The organism is Cellulomonas sp. KU4C (assembly GCF_056868065.1).
Genome location: NZ_CP200322.1, coordinates 3,279,948 through 3,303,723, shown reverse-complemented (window position 1 = coordinate 3,303,723; position 23,776 = coordinate 3,279,948). Strand labels below are relative to the sequence as shown.

Genomic DNA, 23,776 nt, shown 5'->3' with positions numbered 1-23,776 from the left:
GCCCGTCGGGGTCGTCCTGGTGCGGAGCAGGTGCGCTCCGCGGTGCGGCTCAGCGAGCGGCGCCCGCTCCGGCGCCGTGCTCGGCGAGGAGCTTGTCGGTCTCGTCCTGCACGGAGGTCGCGACCTCCGAGTACTTGGGCGCGTGCTCGCGGGCGTGGTGGGCGCAGAACAGGAGCTCGCCCACGGGCAGCAGCACGCGGACGTAGGCCTGAGCGCCGCAGCGGTCGCAGCGGTCGGCTGCGGTCAGCGGGTTCGTGGTCTCGATCGTCTCCGTCACGTTGTCATACAACCATCTCCGGCCTGGATCCATCCCGTCGGGGGCGGGTGGTTCGCTCACCGCGAAGCCGATGTCACCCCGCCGTCACACCCCGGCAACACGGGGCGCACCGGAAGCAGAGGTTCGACCGCCGCGCGCGGCATGGCAGCCGGGGACTGTCGGCGGGAGCGATTACGCTCGGGCCTCGTGTCGACCGCATCCGCCGAGTCCAGCTACACCGCTCGCCACCTCTCCGTCCTGGAGGGGCTCGAGGCCGTCCGCAAGCGCCCGGGCATGTACATCGGGTCCACGGACTCCCGCGGCCTCATGCACTGCCTGTGGGAGATCATCGACAACTCCGTCGACGAGGCCCTCGCCGGCCACGGCAACCGGATCGACATCGTGCTGCACGCCGACTCCTCGGTCGAGGTCCGCGACACCGGTCGCGGCATCCCGGTGGACGTCGAGCCGAAGACCGGCCTGACGGGCGTCGAGGTCGTCCTGACCAAGCTGCACGCGGGCGGCAAGTTCGGTGGCGGCTCCTACGGCGCGTCGGGCGGTCTGCACGGCGTCGGCGCGTCCGTCGTGAACGCGCTGTCCTCGCGCCTGGACGTCGAGGTGGACCGCGGCGGGAAGACGCACCGGATGACGTTCCACCGCGGCGAGCCGGGTGTCTTCGACGACGCCGCGGGTCGCAGCCCGGAGTCGCCGTTCGAGCCGTTCGTCGCGCGGTCGGAGCTGCAGGTCGTCGGCAAGGTCGCGAAGGGCCGCACCGGCACGCGCATCCGCTACTGGGCGGACCGGAACGTGTTCCCGACGTCGGCGGTGTTCTCGTACGACGAGCTCGTGACGCGGGCGCGGCAGACCAGCTTCCTCGTGCCCGGCCTGACGATCACCGTGCGCGACGAGCGCGGGCTGCCGGGCACCCCCAGTGCGGACGGCCCGACGGAGGAGGTGTTCCGCCACGACGGCGGCACCGTGGACTTCGCGGAGTTCCTCGCGCCGGACGCCCCGGTCACGGACACATGGCACCTCACCGGCCAGGGCTCGTTCACCGAGACGGTGCCCGTCCTCGACGCGCGCGGGCACATGTCCCCGCAGGAGGTGCAGCGCGACTGCGAGGTCGACGTGGCGCTGCGCTGGGGGACGGGCTACGAGACCGAGGTCCGCACCTTCGTCAACATCATCGCCACGCCCAAGGGCGGCTCCCACCTCGCGGGCTTCGAGACCGCGCTGCTGCGCACGCTGCGCAAGCAGGTCGAGGCGAACGCCCGCCGGCTGAAGATCTCCGCGAAGGACGGCGGCGACCGGATCGAGAAGGACGACGTCCTCGCCGGCCTCACCGCGGTCGTGACCGTGCGCCTGGCCGAGCCGCAGTTCGAGGGCCAGACCAAGGAGGTCCTGGGCACCGCCCCCGTGCGCGGCATCGTCGCGAAGGTCGTGGACACCGAGCTTCGCGGCGATCATGACCTCGGCCAAGCGCGAGCACAAGGCGCAGTCGGCGCTGCTGCTCGACAAGGTCGTGGGGGAGATGCGCGCCCGCGTGTCGGCGCGCAAGCAGAAGGAGATCTCCCGTCGGAAGACGGCGCTGGAGTCCTCCTCGCTGCCCGCGAAGCTCGCCGACTGCCGCAGCGACGACGTCGACCGCACCGAGCTGTTCATCGTCGAGGGCGACAGCGCCCTGGGCACCGCGAAGCTCGCGCGGTCCTCGGACTTCCAGGCGCTGCTGCCGATCCGCGGCAAGATCCTCAACGTCCAGAAGGCCTCGGTCTCCGACATGCTCCGCAACGCGGAGTGCGCGGCGATCATCCAGGTGCTCGGGGCGGGTTCGGGGCGCACGTTCGACCTCGACGCGCGCCGGTACGGCAAGGTCGTGCTGATGACCGACGCCGACGTCGACGGCGCGCACATCCGCACCCTGCTGCTCACGCTGTTCTTCCGGTACATGCGCCCGCTGGTCGAGGCCGGCCGGGTCTACGCGGCCGTGCCGCCGCTGCACCGCATCGAGGTCATCGGCGCGGGCAGCCGCAAGAACGAGTACGTCTACACGTACTCCGAGGCCGAGCTCGCGGCGACGCTGAAGAAGCTCGACAAGGCCGGCAAGCGCTACAAGGACGACATCCAGCGCTACAAGGGCCTGGGGGAGATGGACGCCGACCAGCTCGCGGAGACCACGATGGACCCGCGGCACCGCACGCTGCGGCGTGTCACCCTCCCGGCCGCCGAGTCCGCGGACGCCCTCGTCCGGAGCGCGGAGGAGACGTTCGAGCTCCTGATGGGGTCCGACGTGGCCCCGCGCAAGGACTTCATCGTGGCCGGGTCGTCCAGCCTGGACGCGTCGCAGATCGACGCCTGACCCCGCACGCCGCGCGCCCGACCCCCGCGGCGGACGCCGGTCGGGGTTTTGCGCGTGACAGGTCGCGCGGGCTCCGGCACCGTGGACGTCATGCCTGAGACCGACGACGCGACCCGCACGACCACGCCGATCGCCGAGCGCGCCGCCGCGCCGGACGCGCTGCCGGAGCCGGATCCCACCGCGACCGGTCTCGCGTGGCGCCCGCTCGCGCGCGGGGACGCACCCGCGCTGGCCACGCTGGTGGCCCGGGTCGAGGAGTTCGACGCCCAGCCGTTCCGGACCAGCCAGGTCGAGGTCGAGGAGTGGTTCGACGGGGACTGGAAGGACCCGGTCGCCGACTCGCGCGTCGGTGTGGACGCCGACGGCGCGCTGCGCGCGTGGGTGACCACCGAGGCTCCGCCCGGAGACGTCCGCACCGTGCGGGTGCACGTCAGCGGCGGTGTCGACCCGCGATGGCGCGGCCGGGGCGTCGGTCGGTCGCTCGTGGCGTGGGGCACGGCGCGCGCCCGGCAGAAGCTCGCCGCGTCCGGCAAGGACGTGCCCGGCCGCATCGCCGCGTACCTCGAGGACCACCGGGACGACGCGCGGGCGTTGTACACCGCCGCCGGGTACACGCCGATCCGGTACTACACGGACATGCGGCGCGACCTGGCCCAGCCGTTGCCGGAGGTCCGCGCGCCCGAGGGGGTGCGGATCGTGCCCTGGTCCGACGATCTCGACGACGCGGTGCGGCTGGCGCACAACGAGGCGTTCGCCGACCACTGGGGGAGCGAGCCGCGCACACCCGAGTCCTGGCAGGTCGGCCGGGCGATGTTCGCCCCGCAGTGGAGCCACGTGGCGGTGGACGAGGCCACGGGTGAGGTCGTCGGCTACACGGTCGCGGGACGGTACGAGCAGGACTGGCCGGTGGCGGGCTACACGTCCGGGTACACCGAGCTGCTCGGTGTCCGCCGGGCGTGGCGCGGCCGGGGCGTCTCCGTCGCGCTGCTCGAGGCGGCGATGCGGTCGTTCCGCGCGGACGGCATGGAGTACGCCGAGCTGGACGTCGACACCGCGAACCCCTCGGGCGCGCACGGGCTGTACGCGCGGCTGGGCTACGAGGTCACCCACGGCTCCGTCCTCTACTCGATCGAGGTGTAGCCCTACGCTGTGGGCCATGACGGCAGTGGAGGACGGTCGCGAGCGGGTCGCCGTGGGTCCGGTCGACGAGGACACGACGTGGCGGATGTACCTCGGGCTGTCCCGGGAGATGTTCACCGCGCTGGAGCGCGGCCTCGGGGCCGACGCCGGGGTCTCCGTGGCGGACCTGGAGCTGCTCGAGCCGCTGCTGGCCGCGGGGGAGCCCGGCCTGCGCGCGAAGGACCTGGCGGCGGCGGCGGAGTGGCAGGACAGCCGGGTCTCGCACCAGCTGCGGCGGATGGAGACCCGCGGCCTGGTCACGCGCGCCCGCGACCGCTCGGACGCGCGGGGGACCGTCGTCGGCCTCACCGCGGCGGGGACCGCCGCGGCGGTGGCGGCCCAGCAGACCCGGCGCGCCCTGGTCCGCGAGCTGCTGCTCGCGCCGCTCGACGAGACCCAGGTCCGGGCGCTCGTCGAGGTGTCGGCCCTGGTCCGCGCGCGCATCGCGGAGTCGGGCCGGGCGCGCTGAGCCGCGTCGCGCCCGGACCCGCCCGCCGAGACAGGTCCGCCGCGTCGAGTCAGGGCCTCCGGACGTCCTGAGTCGAGGCCGCGGACCTGTCTCGGCGCGCCGCGGGGCGCGCCGAGACGGGGGTCAGCCGACGGCCAGCGCCGGGGCGGCCAGCGGCTGGCCCGAGCCGTCGCGGCGGTCGTCGAGCTCCGGCAGTTCCACCGGCTGGCCGCCGGACCCCGTGGCCCGGGCGGGAGCGGCACCGACCCAGGCGAGCAGCAGGGTGTCCTCGCCCTTGAGGAACCGGTGCGCGCGCACACCGCCGGTCGCGCGGCCCTTGCCGGGGTAGCGGCTGAACGGCGTGACCTTGGCGCTGCCGGACTGGGTGCCGGGCAGCGCGTCGGACGACCCGGCGACCGTCACCACGACCGGCCCGCCGTCCTCCTCGGTCCCGGCCGCGGCCTGCTCGGGCAGCGCCCCGAAGTGCACGACCCGCTGGCCGGCGCTGAGCTTGATGCCCGCCATGCCGCCCGCGGGCCGGCCCTGCGGTCGCACAGCCGAGGCCGCGAAGTGCAGCAGCGCGGCGTCCGAGGTGACGAACACCAGCTCGTCGGTCTCGCCGACGGCCGCGCAGCCGACGACCTCGTCGCCGTCCTTGAGCCCGATGACCTCCCACGAGTCGCGGTTGGCCGGCGGCTCGCCGGGGGTGACGCGCTTGACGACGCCCTGCGCGGTGCCGATCGCGAGCGTCGGGGCGTCCGCCGCCACGGACACCAGGCCGACGACGCGCTCGCCCTTGTCCAGCGCCAGCAGCTCGGTCAGCGGCAGCCCGCCGGACAGGTTCGGGGCGCCGTCGGTCGGCGGCAGCGCGGGCAGGTCCAGGACGGAGACCTTGCGCACCACGCCGCGGGAGGTGAGCACGCCGACCTCGCCGCGCACGCTCGTCGCGACCGTGCCCGCGAGGACGTCGTGCCGGGACCGTCGGGCGTCGGGTGCCGGGCGCAGCTGCACGTCGGTGCTGCCGGTGCGGGCCACCAGGCCGGTCGCGGACAGCAGCGCGTAGCAGGGCGTGTCGGCGATCTCGAGCGACAGCGCGGGGGCGGACCGGCCGGACCGGGGCGCGGGCGCGCCCTCGGCGGCGGTGACCCCGCCACCGGCGGACTCCAGCAGGATGGTCCGGCGCGGGGTGCCGTACGTCGCGGCGACCTCGGCCATCTCGTCGGACACCGTCGTCCGCAGCAGCGCCTCGTCGCCGAGGATCGCGCGCAGGGCGGCGATCTGCTCGGTGAGCTCGTCGCGCTCCTTCTCCAGCTCGATGCGGGAGAACCGGGTCAGGCGGCGCAGGCGCAGCTCGAGGATGTACTCGGCCTGCGGCTCGGACAGGTCGAACACGTCGCGCAGGCGGGTGCGCGCGGTGTCCGCGTCGTCGGAGGACCGGATGACCTGGATGACCTCGTCGATGTCGACGATCGCGACGAGCAGGCCCTCGACCAGGTGCAGCCGCTCGAGCCGCTTGCGCAGCCGGAACTCGCTGCGCCGCCGCACCACGCTGATCCGGTGGTCGACCCAGACCTGCAGCAGGTCCCGCAGCCCGAGCGTGCGGGGCTGGCCCTCGACGAGCGCGACGTTGTTGATGGAGAACGAGTCCTCGAGCGGGGTGTACCGGTACAGCTGCTCGAGCACCGCGTCGGGGTCGAAGCCGGTCTTGACCTCGATGACCAGGCGCAGGCCGTGCTGGCGGTCGGTGAGGTCGAGCGCGTCGGAGATGCCGGAGAAGCTTCTTGGACTGCACGCCCTCCTTGATCTTCTCGATGACCTTCTCCGGGCCGACCGTGTACGGCAGCTCCGTGATGACGATGCCCTTGCGCCGCGGCGTGACGTTCTCGATCCGCGCGGTGGCCCGGGTCCTGAACGCCCCGCGGCCCGTGCGGTAGGCGTCGCGCACGCCGTCGAGGCCGATGATCTTGCCGCCGCTCGGCAGGTCCGGGCCGGGGACGAACCGCATCAGCTCGTCGAGGGTGGCCTGCGGGTGCAGCACCAGGTGGCGGGCCGCGGCGACGACCTCGACCAGGTTGTGCGGGGCCATGTTGGTGGCCATGCCGACCGCGATGCCGGACGCGCCGTTGACGAGCAGGTTCGGGATCGCCGCGGGCAGCACGCCGGGTTGGGTCAGCTTGTTGTCGTAGTTCGGGACGAAGTCGACGACGTCCTCGTCCAGGCCGGCCGTCATCGCCAGCGCGGCGGGCGCCATCCGGGCCTCGGTGTACCGGGGGGCGGCCGGCCCGTCGTCGAGCGAGCCGAAGTTCCCGTGCCCGTCGACCAGCGGCAGGCGCAGCGAGAACGGCTGGGCCATGCGGACCATCGCGTCGTAGATCGCGGTGTCGCCGTGCGGGTGCAGCTTGCCCATCACCTCGCCGACCACGCGCGCGGACTTCACGTGCGCGCGGTCCGGGCGCAGGCCCATGTCGTGCATCTGGAACAGGATGCGGCGCTGCACCGGCTTCAGGCCGTCGCGCGCGTCCGGGAGGGCGCGCGAGTAGATGACGGAGTAGGCGTACTCGAGGAACGAGCCCTCCATCTCGCTGGTGACGTCGATGTCGACGATGCGCTCGGCGACGTCCTCCGGCGGGAGGTCGGGGGTGCTGCTGCGGCGCGCCATGCGGATGCGGCTCCCGTTCGGTCGGGGTGGGGCGGTGCCCGGCGGGCCGGGCGGGGGACGGCGCCCATTGTCCCCGCAGACCGGGGCTGTGGACGACCACGACGCGCGGCAGGTGCGACGTTAGGCTCGTGGGCATGGCTCAGGGGACCGCAGACGCGCAGGCGCACGGCGCCGCAGGTGAGCCCTACCCGGCCGGCTGGGAGGCGGACGTCGTGCTGCGCGACGGCAGCACCACGCACATCCGGCCCATCCGCCCCGACGACGCCGACGCGCTCCAGGCGTTCCACGTCGGGCAGTCCGAGGCGTCCACGTACCTGCGGTTCTTCGCGCCGCTCGAGCGGCTGCCGGACCGCGACCTCGCCCGGTTCACCACCGTCGACCACCGCGACCGCGTGGCGCTCGTGGCCGTCACCGCGGACGACGCGATCATCGGCGTCGCGCGCTACGACAAGGTCGGCCCCGAGGAGGCCGAGGTCGCGTTCAACATCGCCGACGCCCACCACGGCCGCGGGCTCGGGTCCGTGCTGCTGGAGCACCTCGCGGCCGCGGCGCGCGAGCGCGGCGTGCGACGGTTCACCGCCGAGGTGCTGCCCCAGAACGGCCGGATGATCGCCGTGTTCCGCGAGGCCGGGTACTCGCCCCAGCAGCGGCTCGACGACGGCGTGGTCACCGTGGGGTTCGACATCGACCCCACGGACCGGTCCCTCGCCGTGATGATGGCGCGCGAGCGGTCGGCCGAGGCCCGCAGCGTGCAGGGGCTGCTGACCGCGCGGTCGGTGGTCGTGCTCGGGTCGTCGACGGCCGAGCCGGGGTCGCTGGAGGACCGTCGCGCGGCCCGGGTGCTCGGAGACCTGCTCGCCGGGGGCGGGCGCGGCGACCAGCCCGAGGACCGGACCGGCGCGGTGACCCCCGCAGGCGGGGACGAGCGGCCGGTCCAGGTGCACGTGGTCGGGCGGATCGCGCCCGGAGCCGACGGCCCAGAAGGCCCCGACGTCCCCGACGCTGCTGAAGGCCCCGGCGCCCCCGTGCCGCGCGACGGGGTCCGGTACTGGGCGACGCTCGACGACGTCCCCGGCCCCGTCGACCTCGCCGTGCTCGCGATGCCCTCGTCCGAGGCCGTCGTCGCGGTCCGGTCCCTCGGCCGGCTCGGGGTGCGCGGCGTGGTCGTGCTGTCCGGCGGCTACGCGGAGCAGGGTCCGACGGGCCTCGCGCTGCAGCGCGCCCTGCTGCGGGCCGCGCACGCCGCGGGGCTGCGGGTGGTGGGTCCCCGGTCGTACGGGCTGCTCGCGCACGCCGCCGGCGGGCTGCTCAACGCCTCCCTCACCGAGGACCCGCCGCCCGCGGGCCGGATCGGCCTGTTCTGCCAGTCGGCGTCGACCGCCGTGTCGATCCTCGGCTCGGTCCGCCGCCGGCACCTCGGCCTGGCGCACCTGGTGTCCGCGGGCAACCGCGCGGACGTGTCGGGCAACGACCTCATGCAGTTCTGGCAGGACGACGACAGCACCGACGTCGTCGCCCTCTACCTCGAGTCCATCGGCAACCCGCGCAAGTTCTCCCGCGTCGCCCGCCGGCTCGCGGCCGTGAAGCCGGTCGTCGTCGTCACCGCGGGGCGGTCCGGGCACGTCGTGCCCCCGGGCCACGCCGTGCGCCCGACCCAGACCTCCCGGCACACGCTCGAGGAGGTGATGCGGCGCTCGGGCGTCGTCCTGGTCGACAACACCCACCAGATGCTCGAGGTGGCGCAGCTGTTCGCGCTCCAGCCGCTGCCGCCCGGCCGGCGCGCCGCCGTCGTGGCGTCCTCGTCCGCGATGGCGGCGCTCGTGTCCGAGGCCGCGCACGCCGCCGGCCTGCTCGTGGAGCGCGCGCCCGCGATCCTGCCCGAGGACGCCGACGACGACCGCGTCGAGCGCGTGTTCCGCGACGTGTACGCCGACCCGGACGTGGACGTCGTCGTCACCGTGCACGTCCCGACGGTCGGGCCGCGCGACGACCGGGTCGCCGGCGCCCTCGCGCGGCACGCCGCGGACTCCGGGCGCACGTCGGTCGCCTGCCTGCTCGGGCTGCACGGATCGACCCCCGCGCTCACCGCGCCCGGTGCCGACGGCCGGCTGCGGACCATCCCCGCGTACACGACGCCCGAGGACGCCGTGCTCGCGCTCGGCCAGGCGGTCCGGTACGCGACGTGGCGGTCCGCCGACCGGGGGCGGCTCGTGCACCCCGAGGGGATCGACGCCCGCGAGGCGCGGCGGCTCGTCGACGGCTGGCTCGCCGAGGCCGGCGGTCCCGCCTCGCTCGACCTCGGGCCGGCGCGGACCGCCGAGCTGCTCGCGCAGGCCGGCGTCCGCGTGTTCCCCGCGGTGGGCGTGCACGACGCGGACGAGGCCGTCGCCGCGGCGGACCGGCTCGGCTGGCCCGTGGCGCTCAAGTCCACCGTGCCCGCACTGCGCCACCGGTCCGACCTCGGCGGGGTGCGGCTCGATGTGCACGACGCCGCCGAGCTTGCGGGCCGACGTCGCGCAGGTCCTGGCGCTCGCGGGCGGGCACGAGCCCGAGCCCGGTCGGGCGCCGCTCGAGGTGCAGGCGATGGCACCGCACGGCGTCGCCTGCCTGATCCGCTCGTCGGAGGACCCGCTGTTCGGCCCGGTGCTGGGCTTCGGGCTGGGCGGCGACACCACGGACCTGCTGGGCGACGTCGCGTACGCCGTGCCACCGCTCACCGACGTGGACGTCGCCGACATGGTGCGCGCGCCGCGGTCCTCGCCGCGCCTCTTCGGCTACCGCGGCGTGCCGCCCCTGGATGTCGACGCGCTCGAGGACGTGCTCGCCCGCGTGTCGGTGCTCGCCGACCAGCTGCCGGAGATGCTCGCGCTGGAGCTCAACCCCGTCGTCGTCGCCGAGCGCGGGGCGTACGTCCTCGGGGCCACCGCCCGTGTCGGCGCGGCGGCGGTCCGCGCGGACGGGCCGCGGCGCGCGCTCCCGGTGTGAGCCGCGCCCGACCCGCCCGACCCGACCCCGCCCGACCCGACCCGACCCCGCCCGGCGTGACCCCCGGCCCGGTGCCCGACGTGGCCTACGGGCCGGTGCCCGACGTGGCCCCCGGGCCGGTGTGTGACGGCTGCGCCCCCCGGGTGGGAGGATGTCCGGGTGCCTGCACCGTCGACCGACCTGATCCGTGACCTGCACCGCGCCGGGTACTACCCCGACCTGGTGGCGGACGTCCTCGACGTCGCCCTGGCGGACGAGCCCGTCCTGGCGCACCTCGTGCACCCTGAGACGACGTTCGACGCCGCGGAGGTCCGCCGGCACGTCACCGTCCTGGCGCTGACCCCGACGCGCCTGGTCGTCGCGCACGTCGACGACCACCCGGCCGACAGCGAGCACCCGTCGGCCAGCGCCGCCGCCACCACCGAGGCCGTCCCGCTCTCCGAGCTCCGCTCCGTCGCGCTGACGCACGTGATCGGCACGCCGGAGCAGCACACCCCGGGCCAGCCCGCCACCGAGCTCACCCTGGCGATCGGCTGGGGCGCCGTCTCCCGCGTGGACCTCGAGCCGGCCACCTGCGCGGACCCGCAGTGCGACGCCGACCACGGCCTGACCGGCACGCTCACCCCGGACGACGTCGTCGTGCGCGTCAGCGCCGTGGCGGAGGGGGCCGGTGCCGTGCGCGACGCCGTGGCCTTCGCCCGGCGGCTGTCCGCGGCGAGCGCCCGCTGACGATGACGGCTGCCGCGTCCACCACCGTCCCCGCCCGGCTCGCGGACGCGGGCCTGGTCCCGCCGGACTACGACGGCCCGTCCCTGTCCGGCCTGCTGCCCGCCGTCGCCGACGCCCTGGGCGTCCCGGTCGACGGTGGTGCCGCGCGGCGCGCGCAGCTCGGGCTGCCGAGCACGCACCGGGTGTGCGTCGTCCTGGTCGACGGCCTCGGGTACGAGAACCTGGCCGAGCGCGCGGGCCACGCGCCGTTCCTGCGGTCGCTGCTCGACGGCGCGCAGGTGCTGTCCGCCGGCTACCCGTCCACCACCGCCGCGTCGATGGGGTCGTTCGGCACGGGCACCAACCCCGGCCGCACCGGTCTGGTCGGCTACACGGTGCGCAACCCGCGCGACGGCCGGCTCGCGAACATGGTGTCGTGGGACGGCCTCGGCCCCGCGCGCGAGTGGCAGCGCGAGCGGACCGTCTTCGAGTCCCTGGTCGCGCACGGCGTCACCGTCACGACCGTCGGCCCGCGCAAGTTCATGGGCTCCGGGCTGACCGAGGCGGCCCTGCGCGGCGGCGGGTACCGCGCCGCCGAGTCGCTGCCCGACCGGGTGGACGCCGCGCTCCGGCTGCTGCGCGAGCCCGGCCTGGTGTACCTGTACTGGGGCGACGTCGACAAGACCGGGCACCACGAGGGCGTCGGCTCCTGGCAGTGGGGGGACCAGCTCGAGGCCCTCGACGGCGAGCTGCGCCGCCTGGTCCGGTTGCTCCCCGGGGGCGCCTCGGTCGTCGTCACGGCGGACCACGGGATGGTCGACGTCGACCCGCAGCGGCGCTGGGACGTGGGCACCGACCCCGCGCTGGCGGCGGACGTCGCGCTGGTCGCGGGGGAGCCGCGCGCCCTGCACGTGCACCTCGTGCCGGACGCCGACCCCGAGGTCGTCGCGGCGCGGTGGACCGACGTGCTCGGCGACGCGGCCGTGGTCCTGACCCGCGCGCAGGCCGTGGGTGCGGGCCTGTTCGGCCCCGTGTCCGCCCACGTCGAGCCGCTGCTGGGGGACCTGGTCGTGGCGACCGCAGGCCGCGCCACGGTCGTCGACTCCCGGACGCAGACGCCCGCGTCGATGCAGCTCGTGGGCGTGCACGGCTCGTTGACGACGGCGGAGCTGCGCGTCCCGCTGCTCGCCGTGCACACCTGACCCGCACGACGGAACGAGGAGAGCGTGGCCGAGCTGGTCTTCTTCTGCGGCACGATGGACTGCGGCAAGTCCACCCTGGCGCTGCAGATGCACCACAACCACACCGCCCGCGGGCGGGGCGGGGTGCTGTTCACCCGGGACGACCGCGCCGGCGAGCACCGGCTGTCCTCGCGCCTCGGGCTGTCCGTCCCGGCGCACGAGGTCACCGACGCGACGGACTTCTGGGACGAGGTCGTCGCCCGGCGCACCCGCGGCGAGGCCGTGGACTTCCTGATCTGCGACGAGGCGCAGTTCTACTCCGCCGCGCAGGTCGAGCAGCTCGGCCGGGTGGTGGACGACCTCGACGTGGACGTGTTCGCGTTCGGCATCACCACCGACTTCCGGACGCGGCTGTTCGCGGGGTCCGCGCGGCTGCTCGCCCTGGCCGACCGGGTGGAGACGCTGCAGGTGCAGGCCCTGTGCTGGTGCGGCGCGCGCGCGACCCACAACGCCCGAACGGTGCACGGCGTGATGGTCGTCGAGGGCGAGCAGGTGGTGATCGGTGACGTGGCGGTCGCCGCGGACGACGACGCCGTCGGCTACGAGGTGCTGTGCCGGCGGCACCACCGGCTGCAGGTCACGGCGCTGTCGTCGCACGCCGGCTCGATGTCCCCCCAGACGCTGGACATGCTCGCCGAGGACTGAGCCCGAGCCCGGCTGCACGGGCCCCGGCTGCACCGGCCCGCCGCTCCGGCCCGGCTACTCCGGCTTGGCGCCGAAGACGATCTCGTCCCAGCTCGGCACCTTCGGGCGCGCGCGCCGGCTGCCGCCGCTGCGGGGTCGCGCCTCGCGCTCCTCGGCGGCCGGGGTCGGGCGCTCGTCGGGGACGCGCTCACCGGGCTCGAGGGCGACCGGGGTGTCCGGCTCGTCCGCGGCGGGACGGTTCCGGGCAGGGGCGGGGTAGATCCGCGCGTCGGCGGTGGCGTCGGCCTCCACCGGGTGGGAGCCGGGGATCTCCGGGCCGTCGAGCTGGCCGAAGTCGAACGCGTGCTGCGGGCCGAAGCCCGGGAACTCCTCGTCGCCGTCGTCCTCGAGGTCCAGCGTCTGGCGGACGCCGCGCCGGGCCCGCAGGTCGTCCAGCAGCTCGTGGGTGGCGCGCAGGTCGTCCGCCGGGTCCTGGTCCTGCTCGCGGTGCTGGGGGAGGGACGCGGGTCCGTCGACCGCCGCGAGGACGGGCCGCACGTCGGCGTCCACGTCGAACACGACGTCGCGGACCGCGGACAGGTGCCGGCGCGGCACGGGGCCGTCGGCGATCTCCGTCTCGGACAGCCAGCGGGCCTCGTCCTCCTCGGCGTGCACGGAGCGGGTCGACGCGTCGTAGGACCAGCGCGCCTCGCGGGCGTCGTCCTCCACGCGGAACCGGGCGACGACCGTCCAGCCGCCGCCGGTCTCGCGGTACGCGTCCCAGGTGACCCCGGCCGGGTCCACCCCGCGGGCCGCCAGGCGGTCGACCACCAGGTCGCCCAGGACGGGGGCGCCGACGTCGCGGCCCACCCGGGTGCCGCGCGCCTGCTCGGCGACGAACTCGCGCTCGGCGAGCACGGGGCCCTCGAACCGACGGACGTGCTCGACGGTGGTGCCCGTCTCGTCGGCGATCTGCTCCGCGGAGCGACCGGCGCGCACGCGGGCCTGGATCTCGCGCGGGCTCGGCACACCGGACTGCTCCGCGCGGATCTGCTCCAGCTGCGGGCGGTCGCGGCGCACGGCCGCGCGCAGCGGCTCGTCGATGTGCAGCCGGTAGCGCTGCCCGTCGGCCGCGGCGAGCACGAGGTGTTCCCCGTCCTCGTGCAGTCCGATCAGCTCGAGCTCAGCCATCACATCTCCCATCGTCGCGACGAGACTGCCATCGCGCTCTCCCGAACGCGGGGAGGCTCGCGGGTCGCGCCGCCGAACTCCGCGCCCTGCCATGATCACCCCTGTGCTCGACGACTTCCCCATGCAACCCGTGCTCGAGCTGCTGGGCGTCTTCGTGGGGGCGCTGTCCGGCGGCCTCGCCGCGGTCCGCAAGGGCTTCGACATCTTCGGCATCGTCGTCCTGGCGTGGGTCGCGGGCCTCGGCGGCGGCATCCTGCGCGACGTCCTGATCGGCGCCGTGCCGCCCGTCGGCATCGCCCAGGGCGAGTTCGTCGCCACCGCGTGCGCCGCCGGCCTGGTGACGTGGGCCGCCCACCCCGGGCTCGGCCGGCTGCGGCGGTTGGTCCTGGTGCTCGACGCGGGCGCCCTCGCGCTGTTCACGATCGTCGGCACGGTGAAGGCGCTCGAGTACGGCACCGGGGCCACCGCGGCCGTCTGCGCGGGCGTCATCACGGGGGTCGGCGGCGGCGTGCTGCGCGACCTGCTGTGCGGCGAGGTGCCCGTCGTGCTGCACCACCGCCAGCTGTACGCGATCCCGTCCCTGCTCGGGGCGGTGCTCGTGGCGGTGCTGTGGCGGGAGGAGGCGCTGACCGTTGGGACCGAGGTCGCCGCGGTCGTCGCGGTCCTCGTGATGCGGCTCGTCGCCCTGCGGTTCCGGATCCAGGCACCCGGGCCGTGGGACCCGGGCACCGTGCGGATCGGGCGCGCTGGACGCTCGGGTCGGGCGGCCCGCGCCGGGCGGGTCGAGCGCGACGCCCGCGGCCGGCGTCGGCCGCGCGGTCCCGCGTCCGACGAGCCCGCGCCGCTGCTGCGCTGGGTCGCCCGGCTCCGGCGCCGTGGCGCGCACGGTCCCGGCGAGGGCTGACCCCGCTCCGCCCGGCCCCGCCCCGACGACCTCGTCCGGCAGGATGGCGGGGTGACGAGCGCACCTGAGCACCGACCGACCGATCCCGCCCCCACTGCCGACACTGCCGCCACTGCCGCCACTGCCGCCACGACGTCCGCGCCGCTGCCCGGCGCCGACGAGGTCCGGGCCCTGATGGCCGTCGCCGAGCAGGTCGCCCGGTCCGCCGGCGACCTGATCCGGGCCACCCGGCCCGCTCGGGTCCAGGTGGCCGCGACCAAGTCGAGCGACGTCGACCCGGTCACCGCGATGGACCTCGCGTCCGAGGCGCACCTGCGCGAGCTGCTCGCCCGGCTCCGCCCGGACGACGCCGTGCTCGGCGAGGAGGGCGACGACCTGCCCGGCACCTCCGGGCTCACCTGGGTGCTGGACCCCGTCGACGGGACGGTCAACTACCTCTACGGCGTCCCCGCGTACGCGGTCTCGGTGGGGGTCGTCGTGGGGGAGCCGGACCCGGAGCGGTGGACCGTCGTCGCCGGGTGCGTGCACGCGGTCGTCGGCGGCCGCACCTACACCGCGGGTCACGGGCTCGGGGCGTACCGCGACGGGGAGCGCCTCGCCGTGAACCCCGCGCGCCCGCTGGCGACGTCGTTGGTCGGCACCGGGTTCGGCTACCGGGCCGAGCGCCGGCGCGTGCAGGGGCGGGTGCTCGCCGAGCTTGCTGCCGCGGGTGCGGGACATCCGCCGGATCGGGTCGGCCGCGCTGGACCTGTGCCGGGTCGCCGAGGGGTCGCTCGACCTGCACTACGAGCGGGGCCTGAACCCGTGGGACCTCGCCGCGGGGGAGGTCGTCGCCCGCGAGGCCGGGGCGCTCGTCACGGGTCTGCGGGGCCGTGCGGCGAGCCGGGACATGTCCGTCGTCGGCCCGCCGGAGACCGTCGCGGAGCTCGCGGCGATCCTCGCCGACCTCGGCGCCGACGCGGACGACTGAGCCGGGCTCGCACCGGCCGCCGAAATGAGGCACAATCCGGGGCGCCCGACGGGAACAAACGTCCACCCGGACGACTTGATCCCGCGTACGCCATCACCGACCTGACGGAGCGTGACCCCACCTCATGGCAACCGACTACGACGCCCCGCGCAAGACCGAGGAGGACCTGAGCGAGGACTCGCTGCAGGAGCTCCAGGCCCGGCGCTCCGACAAGAACTCGGGCGTGGTGGACGAGGACGAGACCGAAGCGGCCGAAGGGTTCGAGCTCCCGGGCGCGGACCTCTCCGGCGAGGAGCTTCTCCGTCCGGGTGCTCCCGCGCCAGGCCGACGAGTTCACCTGCTCCAAGTGCTTCCTGGTCCATCACCGCAGCCAGCTGGCCTACGAGAAGGACGGCATGCCCGTCTGCTCGGAGTGCGCTGCCTGAGCCGCCGTCCGGACGCGCCCCCCGGCGCGCCCGCACCAGCCGTCACGACGCCGGCCGTGCCCCCGTGGGTCGGCCGGCGTCGTCGTCCCCGGCGGGACCCGCGGCCGGCGCCTCGGGCGCAGCGCCCACAGCGCCAGCGGCGACCAGCGCGCGCACCAGGTCCTCGGGCCGGCGGGTCGAGACCAGCCACGACGGCGTCGGGTCGGCGGGGTCCGCGACCTCCACGACCACGGCCGTGCGGACCCAGCCGCGCAGCACCACGTGGGCGCGGGCGTCGAACCCCGGCCCCAGCGCGTGCCGGGTCGCGTCGGCGTCGAGCGCCCGGGGAGCGCGCAGCAGCGTGGCCGGGATGTGAGCGTCGCCGGCGTGCAGCTCGCCGTCGGCCACCCGCACGCGGGTCGCCAGCCGCACCGCCCCGGCCGTCGCCGCGACGAGGGCGACGCACCCGGCGACCAGGCCCGCGACGTGGCTCACGGGCCACAGCACGATCGCGGCCATCAGCCCGAGGGCGGGCACCGCGACCCAGCCGGCGGGGGACGGCCAGAGCCGCTCGTCGAAGGCGGGCGGGGGCGGGGGCTGAGTGGTCGGCACGCCCCCATCGTCCCACTCGGTCCCGGTACTGTCGGGGACCGTGACGCACGACGAGCCCCTGACCATCCTGCTCCAGCGCCTTGACGAGGGCCTCCCGGTCCCCGCCTACGCGCACCCCGGTGACGCGGGCGCCGACCTGGTGACCCGGGTGGACGCGACCCTCGAGCCGGGAGAGCGGGCGACCCTGCCGACGGGGATCGCCATCGCCCTGCCCGAGGGGTACGCCGCGTTCGTGCACCCGCGGTCCGGTCTCGCGGCCCGGCACGGCCTGACGATCGTGAACGCGCCCGGCACGGTCGACGCCGGCTACCGCGGCGAGATCGCCGTGACGCTGCTCAACACCGACGCCCGCGAGCCCGTCGTGCTGCACCGCGGCGACCGGATCGCGCAGCTGGTGGTCCAGCGGGTCGAGCGCGCGACGTTCGTGCCGGCGGACGCCCTGCCGGACTCCGTGCGGGGCGCGGGCGGCTTCGGGTCGAGCGGCGGCTGGCAGGCCGCCGACGCGCCCCGCTAGGTCCGTCGGACCGGGCGGACTACTGTGATCGTGTTCGCGCCCGCGCAGCGGGCGACCTGTGGAAGGGACTGAGGGTGGCGCTATTCCGGCGCGGTGCGAAGGGTCGTACCGCCCAGGACGAGACCGCGGGCGGCGTCGACGCCCCCGAGGACACCGCCGACCGCGCGGCAGACGCCGGGACGACCGACGTCGTCGCGGACGACGCACCGTCGTCGCCCGTCCCGGACCGGTCCGCCGGCCCGTGGGACGCGCAGGAGGACGTGCCGGCCGGCCCCCGGGTCGACCTCGGTGCGCTCCGGCTGCCCGGGGTGCACGGCATGGAGCTGCGGATGGAGATCGACAAGAAGTCGGGCACCGTCACCGCGGTCGGCGTGACGCTCGACGGGTCGACCCTGCAGATGCAGGCGTTCGCCGCCCCGCGCAGCGACGGCATCTGGGACGAGATCCGCGCCGAGATCGGCGAGTCCGTCGCCAAGCAGGGCGGGGCCGTCGACGACGTCCCCGGCCCGTTCGGCCGCGAGCTGCTCGCGCGGCTCCCCGTGCGCACCCCCGAGGGCCGCACCGGTCACCGGCCCGCGCGGTTCGTCGGGGTCGACGGCCCGCGCTGGTTCCTGCGCGGTGTCATCACCGGCCGCGCCGCGGTCGACGAGGCCGCCGCCGCCCAGCTCGAGGACGTGTTCCGCCGGACCGTCGTCGTCCGCGGCACCGAGGCACGCGCCCCGCGCGACCTCCTGGCGCTCACGCTGCCCTCGGACCAGCAGGGCATCACCCCCCAGCCCGGCACGCCCGCCGACGGCACCGCCGCCGACGGTGCGCCCGCCGGGGCGACCCCCGCGCCCGGCGAGTTCGACCCGCTGACGCGCGGCCCCGAGATCACGGAGATCCGCTGACCATGTCCCCCGTGTCGCTGCGCGAGAGCCTGCGCAAGGCGGTAGCCTCCCGCGAGGAGGTCGAGGCCGACGAGGAGCGCGTCGACGCGGTCAAGGCGACCGGCTGCACGCCGGTCGCGCAGACCGCGGAGCGCCGCCGCGTCAAGGTGTCGGGTGTCATCCGCTCGGTCGTGCTGCGGCCGCGCCAGGGCGTGCCCGCGCTCGAGGCCGAGCTGTACGACGGCAGCGGCAACCTGGTGCTGGTCTGGCTGGGGCGCCGCGAGATCGCCGGCGTCGAGCCCGGCCGCCGGCTCAAGGTCGAGGGCCTGGTCTGCACCCGCGACGGCCGCCGGTCCATGTTCAACCCGCGCTACGAGCTGCGGCCCCGACCCGGTGAGTGACCCGACGCCGGCCGGTCCGGGCTCGTCGGGCCCCGACGGCGCACCTGCCCGCGGGATGCGCGCGATCGAGGCCGAGCAGTTCTCGTTCGCGGACTCGGTCGGCGGCGTGCGCGGCGTCGTCGAGTCCGTGGCGCCGGGCCTGCTGTTCGTCGTCGTGTTCATCGCGAGCGGCCAGCAGCTGCGGCCCGCGCTCGTCGCCGCCGTCGCGGCGGTGGTCGTGGCCGTCGTCGCCCGGCTGGTGCAGCGCACCCCCGTGACGCAGGCCCTGTCCGGTGCCGTCGGCATCGTGATCGGCGCCGTCGTCGCCGCGCGCACGGGGCAGGCGGAGGACTTCTACCTGTGGGGCCTGCTGGTCAACGGCGCGTACCTGCTGCCGTTCGCCGTGTCGGCGCTCGTGGGCTGGCCGCTGGTCGGCGTCGTGCTCGGCCTGTTCCGGGCGGACGGCCCGCTGCAGCCGGACGGGTCGTGGGCCGGTGCGTTCGCGTGGCGCCGGGACGCGGAGCTGCGCCGCCGGTACACGTGGGTCACGTGGCTGTGGGCCGGGATGTTCGCGCTGCGCCTCGCGGTGCAGCTGCCGCTCTACCTCGCGGGCGAGGTGGCCTGGCTCGGCACCGCGAAGCTCGTGATGGGCGTCCCGCTCACCGCTCTGCTGCTGTGGCTGAGCTGGATCCTGGTGCGCGGGACGACAGCAGCGCGGCCAGGTCCTCCTCCGACGCCTCCCGCCCCGTGACGAACAGCAGCTCGTCGCGACCCTCGAGGGTGTCGTCCGGGCTGGGGGAGAACGGGCGGTCGTCGCGGACCACGCACGCGAGCACGGTGTCGGCGGGCCACTCGATCTGACCGACGAGCACGCCGGCCAGCGGGGAGTCCTCGGGCAGCGTGATCTCGAGGATGTCCGCGCCGGACTGGTGGAACGTGAAGATCCGCACCAGGTCGCCGACGGAGACGGCCTCCTCGATCATCGCCGTCATGATGCGCGGCGTGGACACGGCCACGTCGACGCCCCACGCCTCGTCGAACATCCACTCGTTCTTCGGGTTGTTGACCCGCGCGACCGTGCGCGGCACGCCGTACTCCGTCTTCGCGAGCAGCGAGATGACGAGGTTCGCCTTGTCGTCGCCGGTCGCGGCCACCACGACGTCGCACTCGTCCGTGCGCGCCTGGGTGAGCGTGGGCAGCTCGCACGCGTCGGCCAGCAGCCAGTCGGCGTCGGCGACCTGCGCGACGCGCATCGCGGACGGCTGGCGGTCGATCAGCGTGACCTCGTGCTGGTTCGCGAGCAGCTCGCGCGCGATGGACCGGCCGACCGACCCGGCGCCGGCGATGACGACCCTCATGCCTGGACCTCCGGGGCGGCGGTGACGGTGCGCTCGACGGCGGACGAGTCCTCGGCGCGCAGCAGCAGGTGCACGATGTCGTTCTCCTGCAGGACGGTCTGGGCGTCGGGCAGGAACCCGTCGCCGTAGCGGGTGAGGTACGCGACCCGGGCGCCGGCGGCCTCCTCGAGCGCGCGCAGCGGCTTGCCGATCCAGCCCTCGTGCACGTCCACCTCGGAGAAGCTGGATCTTGCCGGAGGCGTCGGTGAACTGGCTGGTGGCGCCCATCGGCAGCAGCCGGCGGAGCACCTGGTCGGCGGTCCAGCGCACCGTCGCGACGGTCGGGATGCCGAGCCGCTGGTAGATCTCCGCGCGGTGCGGGTCGTAGATCCGCGCGACGACGTTCTCGATCCCGAACGTCTCGCGCACGACGCGCGCCGCCAGGATGTTGGAGTTGTCGCCGTCCGAGACCGCCGCGAACCCGAACGCGTCGTCGATGCCGGCCTGGCGCAGCGTGTCCCGGTCGAAGCCGAGCCCGGTGACCTTGCTGCCGGCGTAGTCGGCCTCGAGCCGACGGAACGAGTCGGGGTTCTGGTCGATCACCGCGACGGAGTGGCCGTGGCTCTCGAGCGACTGCGCGAGCGTCGCGCCGGCCCGGCCGCAGCCCATGATGACGAAGTGCACAACGCGGAACGCTATACCTAGCGCGGGCCGCGCGTGCACCACCTCGGTCCCGGTGGTCGCGCGTGCACCGGATCGGCGCGCGCGGGCCTAGCATGGTCCCTCGTGCCGGACCTCGCGGATGCCGCCAAACGCTTGTTGCTGGGCCGACCGGTCCGCAGCGAGAACCTGGGGCACACCCTCCTCCCGAAGCGCATCGCGCTCCCGATCTTCGCCTCCGACGCGCTGTCGTCCGTCGCGTACGCACCGGACGAGGTGCTGCTGACGCTGGCGCTCGCCGGCGTGGGCGCGACGATGATCTCGCCGTGGGTCGGCCTCGCCGTCGTGATCGTCATGGTCACGGTGATCGCGTCGTACCGGCAGAACGTGCACGCGTACCCGTCGGGTGGCGGCGACTACGAGGTCGCCACGGTGAACCTCGGGCCCAGGGCCGGTGTCACGGTCGCCAGCGCGCTGCTCGTGGACTACGTGCTCACGGTCGCCGTGTCGGTGTCGTCCGGGGCGCAGTACGCGGCGTCCGCGCTGCCCGCGCTGCGGGGGCACGAGGCCCTGTTCGCCGTGGCCGTGGTGGTGCTGCTGACCCTCGCGAACCTGCGCGGCGTCCGGGAGTCCGGGAGCGCGTTCGCGATCCCCGTCTACCTGTTCATGATCGCCGTGGGCAGCACCGCCGTCGTCGGCTTCGTGCAGTACCTCACGGGCAACCTGGACCAGGCCGCCACGCACGATCTGACGATCGTCCCCGCCGAGGGGCTCGACCAGGGCCTGATGGGGGCCGCCGGCGCGTTCCTCGTCCTCCGGGCGTTCGCGTCCGGCTCCGCGGCGCTCACGGGCGTCGAGGCGATCAGCAACGGCGTGCCGTCGTTCCGCAAGCCCAAGTCCCGCAACGCCGCGACGACGCTGCTGCTGCTGGGCTCGCTGTCGGTGTTCCTCATCATGTCGATCCTCACGCTGGCGAACCTCACGGGTATCCACTACGTCGAGGACCCGGCGACGCAGCTGCTGCGCGACGGCGTGCCCGTCGGGCCGGACTACGTCCAGGACCCGGTGATCGGGCAGCTCGCGCAGACGGTCTTCGCGTCGTTCCCGCCGGCGTTCTACCTCGTCGCCGTGGTCACCGGCCTGATCCTCGTCCTCGCCGCGAACACCGCGTTCAACGGGTTCCCGGTGCTCGGGTCGATCCTCGCCAAGGACGGCTACCTGCCGCGCCAGCTGCACACCCGCGGCGACCGGCTCGCGTTCTCGAACGGCATCCTGGCGCTGGCCGCCGGCGCCATCGCGCTGATCATCGCGTTCGACGCCCAGGTCACCCGGCTGATCCAGCTCTACATCGTCGGCGTCTTCGTGTCCTTCACGCTGTCCCAGCTCGGGATGATCAAGCACTGGACCCGCGAGCTGCGCACCCAGCCCGACCCCGACCGGCGCCGGCAGATGGTCCGGTCGCGGGTGATCAACGCGATCGGCTTCGGGATGACCGCGACCGTGCTGGTCATCGTGCTGCTGACGAAGTTCACGCACGGCGCGTGGATCGCCATCCTCGCGATGATCATCGTGTTCATCGGCATGCAGGGCATCCGCCGGCACTACGACCGGGTCCGCGACGAGCTCGCGCTCGGCGACGACCTGTCCGCCGCCCGCGCCCTGCCCAGCCGGGTGCACGCGATCGTGCTCGTCTCGCACCTGCACCGGCCGACGATGCGCGCCGTCGCCTACGCCCGCGCGTCCCGCCCGCAGGTGCTCGAGGCCGTGACCGTCGGCGTCGACCCGGAGGAGGCGCAGGCCCTGCGCGCGCAGTGGGAGGCGATGGACCTGCCGGTCCCGCTGCGGATCCTCGACTCCCCGTTCCGGGAGATCACCCGCCCGATCATCACCTACGTCCGCTCGATCCGGCGGGACAGCCCGCGGGACCTGGTGGTCGTGTACATCCCCGAGTACGTCGTGGGCCACTGGTGGGAGCAGCTGCTCCACAACCAGAGCGCCCTGCGGCTCAAGGGCCGGCTCCTGTTCACCCCCGGTGTGGTGGTGGCCTCGGTGCCGTGGCAGCTCGCGTCGACGGAAGGCCAGACCGGTATGGAAGAGCACGTGCGCAGGACGACGTCCCGTGGCCTCTGAGCGCAGCGCCGCGGCGGCGCGCGAGGGCGACCTGGTCGAGCTCGAGATCGGGCCGGTGGCCCACGGCGGCCACTGCGTCGCCCGGCTGCGGGCCCCCGGTGAGGACGGGCCGGGCCGGGTCGTGTTCGTGCGGCACACCCTGCCGGGCGAGCGCGTCCGCGCGCGGATCACCGACGCCGGCGCGAAGGCGTCGTTCTGGCGCGCCGACGCCGTCGAGGTCCTCGAGGCCTCGCCGGACCGCGTCCCGTCCGCCTGGGAGGAGGCCGGCCCCGGCGGGGTCGGTGGCGGCGAGCTCGCGCACGTGCGGCTCGACGCCCAGCGCGCGTGGAAGTCCGCCGTCCTGGTCGAGCAGCTGCAGCGGCTCGCGAAGGTCGAGCGCGAGGTCCCCGTCCTGGCGCTGCCCGGCGACGACGAGGCCGGTGGCCTGGGCTGGCGGACCCGCGTCGGGTTCCTCGCCGACCGCGAGGGCCGTGCCGGGATGCGCCGGTTCCGGTCGCACGACGTCGTGCCCGTCGACCGGATGCCGCTGATGAGCGACGCCCTGGCCGAGCTCGACCTCCTCGGCCGGCGCTGGACGCCCGGTGTGCGGATCGAGGCCGTCGCCCCCGCGGGCGGCGACGCCCCGATGGTGCTCGTCGACGACCAGCCGTTCGACCTGCGCCGCGGCAAGGTCGACCCCCGTCCGAACGCCCGCAGCGCCGTGCGCGAGCAGGTGCGCGTCGGCGAGCGGGAGTGGGCGTACCGCGTGGCCGCCGCCGGGTTCTGGCAGGTGCACCGCGAGGCGCCCGCCGCGCTCACCGCCGCCGTGCTCGCCGCGGTCGGCGACGTCGCGGACGGCACCGTGCTGGACCTGTACTCCGGCGCGGGCCTGTTCACGCTGCCGCTGGCCGACGCCGTGGGGGAGCGCGGCACCGTCGTCGCCGTCGAGGGCGACGCCCGGGCGGTCAAGGACGCCCGGCGCAACGCCCACGACCGTCCCCAGGTCCAGCTGCACGCCGGCGACGTCGCGGGCGTCCTCGCCGGCGGGACCGCCGGGTCCGGGGCGGACGCCGTCGTGCTCGACCCCCCGCGGGTCGGCGCCGGGCGGGACGTGGTGCGCGCGGTCGCAGGCCTCGCGCCGTCGCGCGTCGTCTACGTCGCGTGCGACCCGGCCGCCCTCGCGCGCGACGTGGCGTACCTGGCGGAGGAGGGCTACGCCCTGACCTCCGTCACCGGGTACGACCTGTTCCCGATGACGCACCACGTCGAGGCGGTCGCGGTCCTCGAGCGCTGACGGGTCCGGGCCGTCGGACCGCTCGCCAGGGCGGGGTCGGCGGCCTAGCGTGGGTGCGGACGCCCCTGGTCGGGGC

Annotated in this window: 17 protein-coding genes and 6 pseudogenes; 17 read left to right on the top strand and 6 right to left on the bottom strand. The window is 75.3% G+C overall.

Annotated elements, in window-relative coordinates:
• Positions 1-49: 49 nt before the first annotated feature.
• Positions 50-310 (bottom strand): DUF7455 domain-containing protein, encoded by a 261-nt coding sequence (locus AC1VL8_RS15720; RefSeq protein ID WP_389230533.1) that lies wholly within the window; start codon positions 308-310, stop codon positions 50-52.
• 108 nt (positions 311-418) lie between these two features.
• On the opposite strand from AC1VL8_RS15720, the pseudogene AC1VL8_RS15715 reads away from it, so the two are divergent.
• From AC1VL8_RS15715 to AC1VL8_RS15705, 3 genes and pseudogenes are all read left to right on the top strand, one after another.
• Positions 419-2,612, top strand: a pseudogene (locus tag AC1VL8_RS15715) (DNA gyrase/topoisomerase IV subunit B).
• A gap of 90 nt (positions 2,613-2,702) precedes the next feature.
• Complete coding sequence (locus AC1VL8_RS15710) at positions 2,703-3,752, top strand: GNAT family N-acetyltransferase (protein ID WP_389229757.1); 1,050 nt, start codon at positions 2,703-2,705, stop codon at positions 3,750-3,752.
• Positions 3,753-3,768: 16 nt separating this feature from the next.
• A complete protein-coding gene (locus AC1VL8_RS15705; protein WP_483075810.1) occupies positions 3,769-4,260 on the top strand; it encodes a MarR family transcriptional regulator in 492 nt (163 codons plus the stop codon).
• Positions 4,261-4,383: 123 nt separating this feature from the next.
• Here the strand turns inward: AC1VL8_RS15705 and AC1VL8_RS15700 are convergent.
• Positions 4,384-6,898: pseudogene (locus tag AC1VL8_RS15700) on the bottom strand (DNA gyrase/topoisomerase IV subunit A).
• 134 nt (positions 6,899-7,032) lie between these two features.
• On the opposite strand from AC1VL8_RS15700, the pseudogene AC1VL8_RS15695 reads away from it, so the two are divergent.
• From AC1VL8_RS15695 to AC1VL8_RS15675, 5 genes and pseudogenes are all read left to right on the top strand, one after another.
• A pseudogene (locus AC1VL8_RS15695) lies at positions 7,033-9,342 on the top strand (GNAT family N-acetyltransferase); the annotation flags it as partial.
• A 34-nt stretch (positions 9,343-9,376) separates the two neighbouring features.
• On the top strand, positions 9,377-9,883 hold the full coding sequence (locus AC1VL8_RS15690) for an acetate--CoA ligase family protein (RefSeq protein WP_483076267.1): 507 nt from the start codon (positions 9,377-9,379) through the stop codon (positions 9,881-9,883).
• Positions 9,884-10,042: 159 nt separating this feature from the next.
• Entirely contained in the window at positions 10,043-10,612 is a 570-nt protein-coding gene (locus AC1VL8_RS15685) for a DUF5998 family protein (RefSeq protein WP_389229746.1), read from the top strand.
• A 2-nt stretch (positions 10,613-10,614) separates the two neighbouring features.
• The gene (locus tag AC1VL8_RS15680) at positions 10,615-11,793 is read left to right on the top strand and encodes an alkaline phosphatase family protein (RefSeq protein WP_483075809.1); all 1,179 of its coding nucleotides are present in this window, start codon (positions 10,615-10,617) and stop codon (positions 11,791-11,793) included.
• Positions 11,794-11,817: 24 nt separating this feature from the next.
• Positions 11,818-12,477: a thymidine kinase gene (locus AC1VL8_RS15675; RefSeq protein WP_389229740.1), complete on the top strand. Its 660-nt coding sequence runs from the start codon at positions 11,818-11,820 to the stop codon at positions 12,475-12,477.
• Positions 12,478-12,531: 54 nt separating this feature from the next.
• Here the strand turns inward: AC1VL8_RS15675 and sepH are convergent, their stop codons facing one another.
• Entirely contained in the window at positions 12,532-13,647 is a 1,116-nt protein-coding gene (gene sepH / locus AC1VL8_RS15670; RefSeq protein ID WP_483075808.1) for a septation protein SepH, read from the bottom strand.
• A gap of 103 nt (positions 13,648-13,750) precedes the next feature.
• Between sepH and AC1VL8_RS15665 the strand changes: the two genes are divergently transcribed.
• The 3 genes and pseudogenes from AC1VL8_RS15665 (at position 13,751) to AC1VL8_RS15655 (ending at position 15,946) form a co-directional block, all read left to right on the top strand.
• Complete coding sequence (locus tag AC1VL8_RS15665; protein ID WP_483075807.1) at positions 13,751-14,551, top strand: trimeric intracellular cation channel family protein; 801 nt, start codon at positions 13,751-13,753, stop codon at positions 14,549-14,551.
• A 174-nt stretch (positions 14,552-14,725) separates the two neighbouring features.
• Positions 14,726-15,521, top strand: a pseudogene (locus AC1VL8_RS15660) (inositol monophosphatase family protein).
• A gap of 124 nt (positions 15,522-15,645) precedes the next feature.
• Positions 15,646-15,946, top strand: a pseudogene (locus AC1VL8_RS15655) (DUF4193 domain-containing protein).
• A gap of 42 nt (positions 15,947-15,988) precedes the next feature.
• On the opposite strand, the gene AC1VL8_RS15650 reads toward AC1VL8_RS15655, so the two are convergent.
• Positions 15,989-16,537 (bottom strand): DUF3093 domain-containing protein, encoded by a 549-nt coding sequence (locus AC1VL8_RS15650; RefSeq protein ID WP_483075806.1) that lies wholly within the window; start codon positions 16,535-16,537, stop codon positions 15,989-15,991.
• A gap of 40 nt (positions 16,538-16,577) precedes the next feature.
• On the opposite strand from AC1VL8_RS15650, the gene dut reads away from it, so the two are divergent.
• The 4 genes from dut (at position 16,578) to AC1VL8_RS15630 (ending at position 19,051) form a co-directional block, all read left to right on the top strand.
• Complete coding sequence (gene dut, locus AC1VL8_RS15645; RefSeq protein WP_483075805.1) at positions 16,578-17,051, top strand: dUTP diphosphatase; 474 nt, start codon at positions 16,578-16,580, stop codon at positions 17,049-17,051.
• Between the two features lie 74 nt (positions 17,052-17,125).
• Entirely contained in the window at positions 17,126-17,941 is an 816-nt protein-coding gene (locus AC1VL8_RS15640) for a DUF3710 domain-containing protein (protein ID WP_483075804.1), read from the top strand.
• Positions 17,942-17,952: 11 nt separating this feature from the next.
• Positions 17,953-18,321 carry an OB-fold nucleic acid binding domain-containing protein gene (locus AC1VL8_RS15635; RefSeq protein WP_389229721.1) on the top strand — a complete coding sequence of 123 codons (369 nt, stop codon included), beginning with the start codon at positions 17,953-17,955 and terminating at the stop codon, positions 18,319-18,321.
• Positions 18,314-19,051: a DUF3159 domain-containing protein gene (locus AC1VL8_RS15630; RefSeq protein WP_389229719.1), complete on the top strand. Its 738-nt coding sequence runs from the start codon at positions 18,314-18,316 to the stop codon at positions 19,049-19,051. Before AC1VL8_RS15635 ends, AC1VL8_RS15630 begins: the two co-directional genes overlap by 8 nt.
• On the opposite strand, the gene AC1VL8_RS15625 is transcribed toward AC1VL8_RS15630, so the two are convergent.
• Together AC1VL8_RS15625 and AC1VL8_RS15620 are read right to left on the bottom strand one after the other, a co-directional pair.
• On the bottom strand, positions 18,960-19,658 hold the full coding sequence (locus tag AC1VL8_RS15625; RefSeq protein ID WP_389229716.1) for a potassium channel family protein: 699 nt from the start codon (positions 19,656-19,658) through the stop codon (positions 18,960-18,962). The two genes, AC1VL8_RS15630 and AC1VL8_RS15625, sit on opposite strands and share 92 nt — an antisense overlap.
• Positions 19,655-20,306, bottom strand: a pseudogene (locus AC1VL8_RS15620) (potassium channel family protein). Before AC1VL8_RS15620 ends, AC1VL8_RS15625 begins: the two are co-directional and overlap by 4 nt.
• A 117-nt stretch (positions 20,307-20,423) precedes the next feature.
• Between AC1VL8_RS15620 and AC1VL8_RS15615 the strand changes: the two are divergent.
• Both AC1VL8_RS15615 and AC1VL8_RS15610 read left to right on the top strand, forming a co-directional pair.
• Positions 20,424-22,427, top strand: coding sequence for an APC family permease (locus AC1VL8_RS15615; RefSeq protein WP_483075803.1), 2,004 nt, complete (start codon positions 20,424-20,426; stop codon positions 22,425-22,427).
• Positions 22,417-23,700, top strand: coding sequence for a class I SAM-dependent RNA methyltransferase (locus AC1VL8_RS15610; protein WP_483075802.1), 1,284 nt, complete (start codon positions 22,417-22,419; stop codon positions 23,698-23,700). Before AC1VL8_RS15615 ends, AC1VL8_RS15610 begins: the two co-directional genes overlap by 11 nt.
• Positions 23,701-23,776 lie beyond the last annotated feature (76 nt).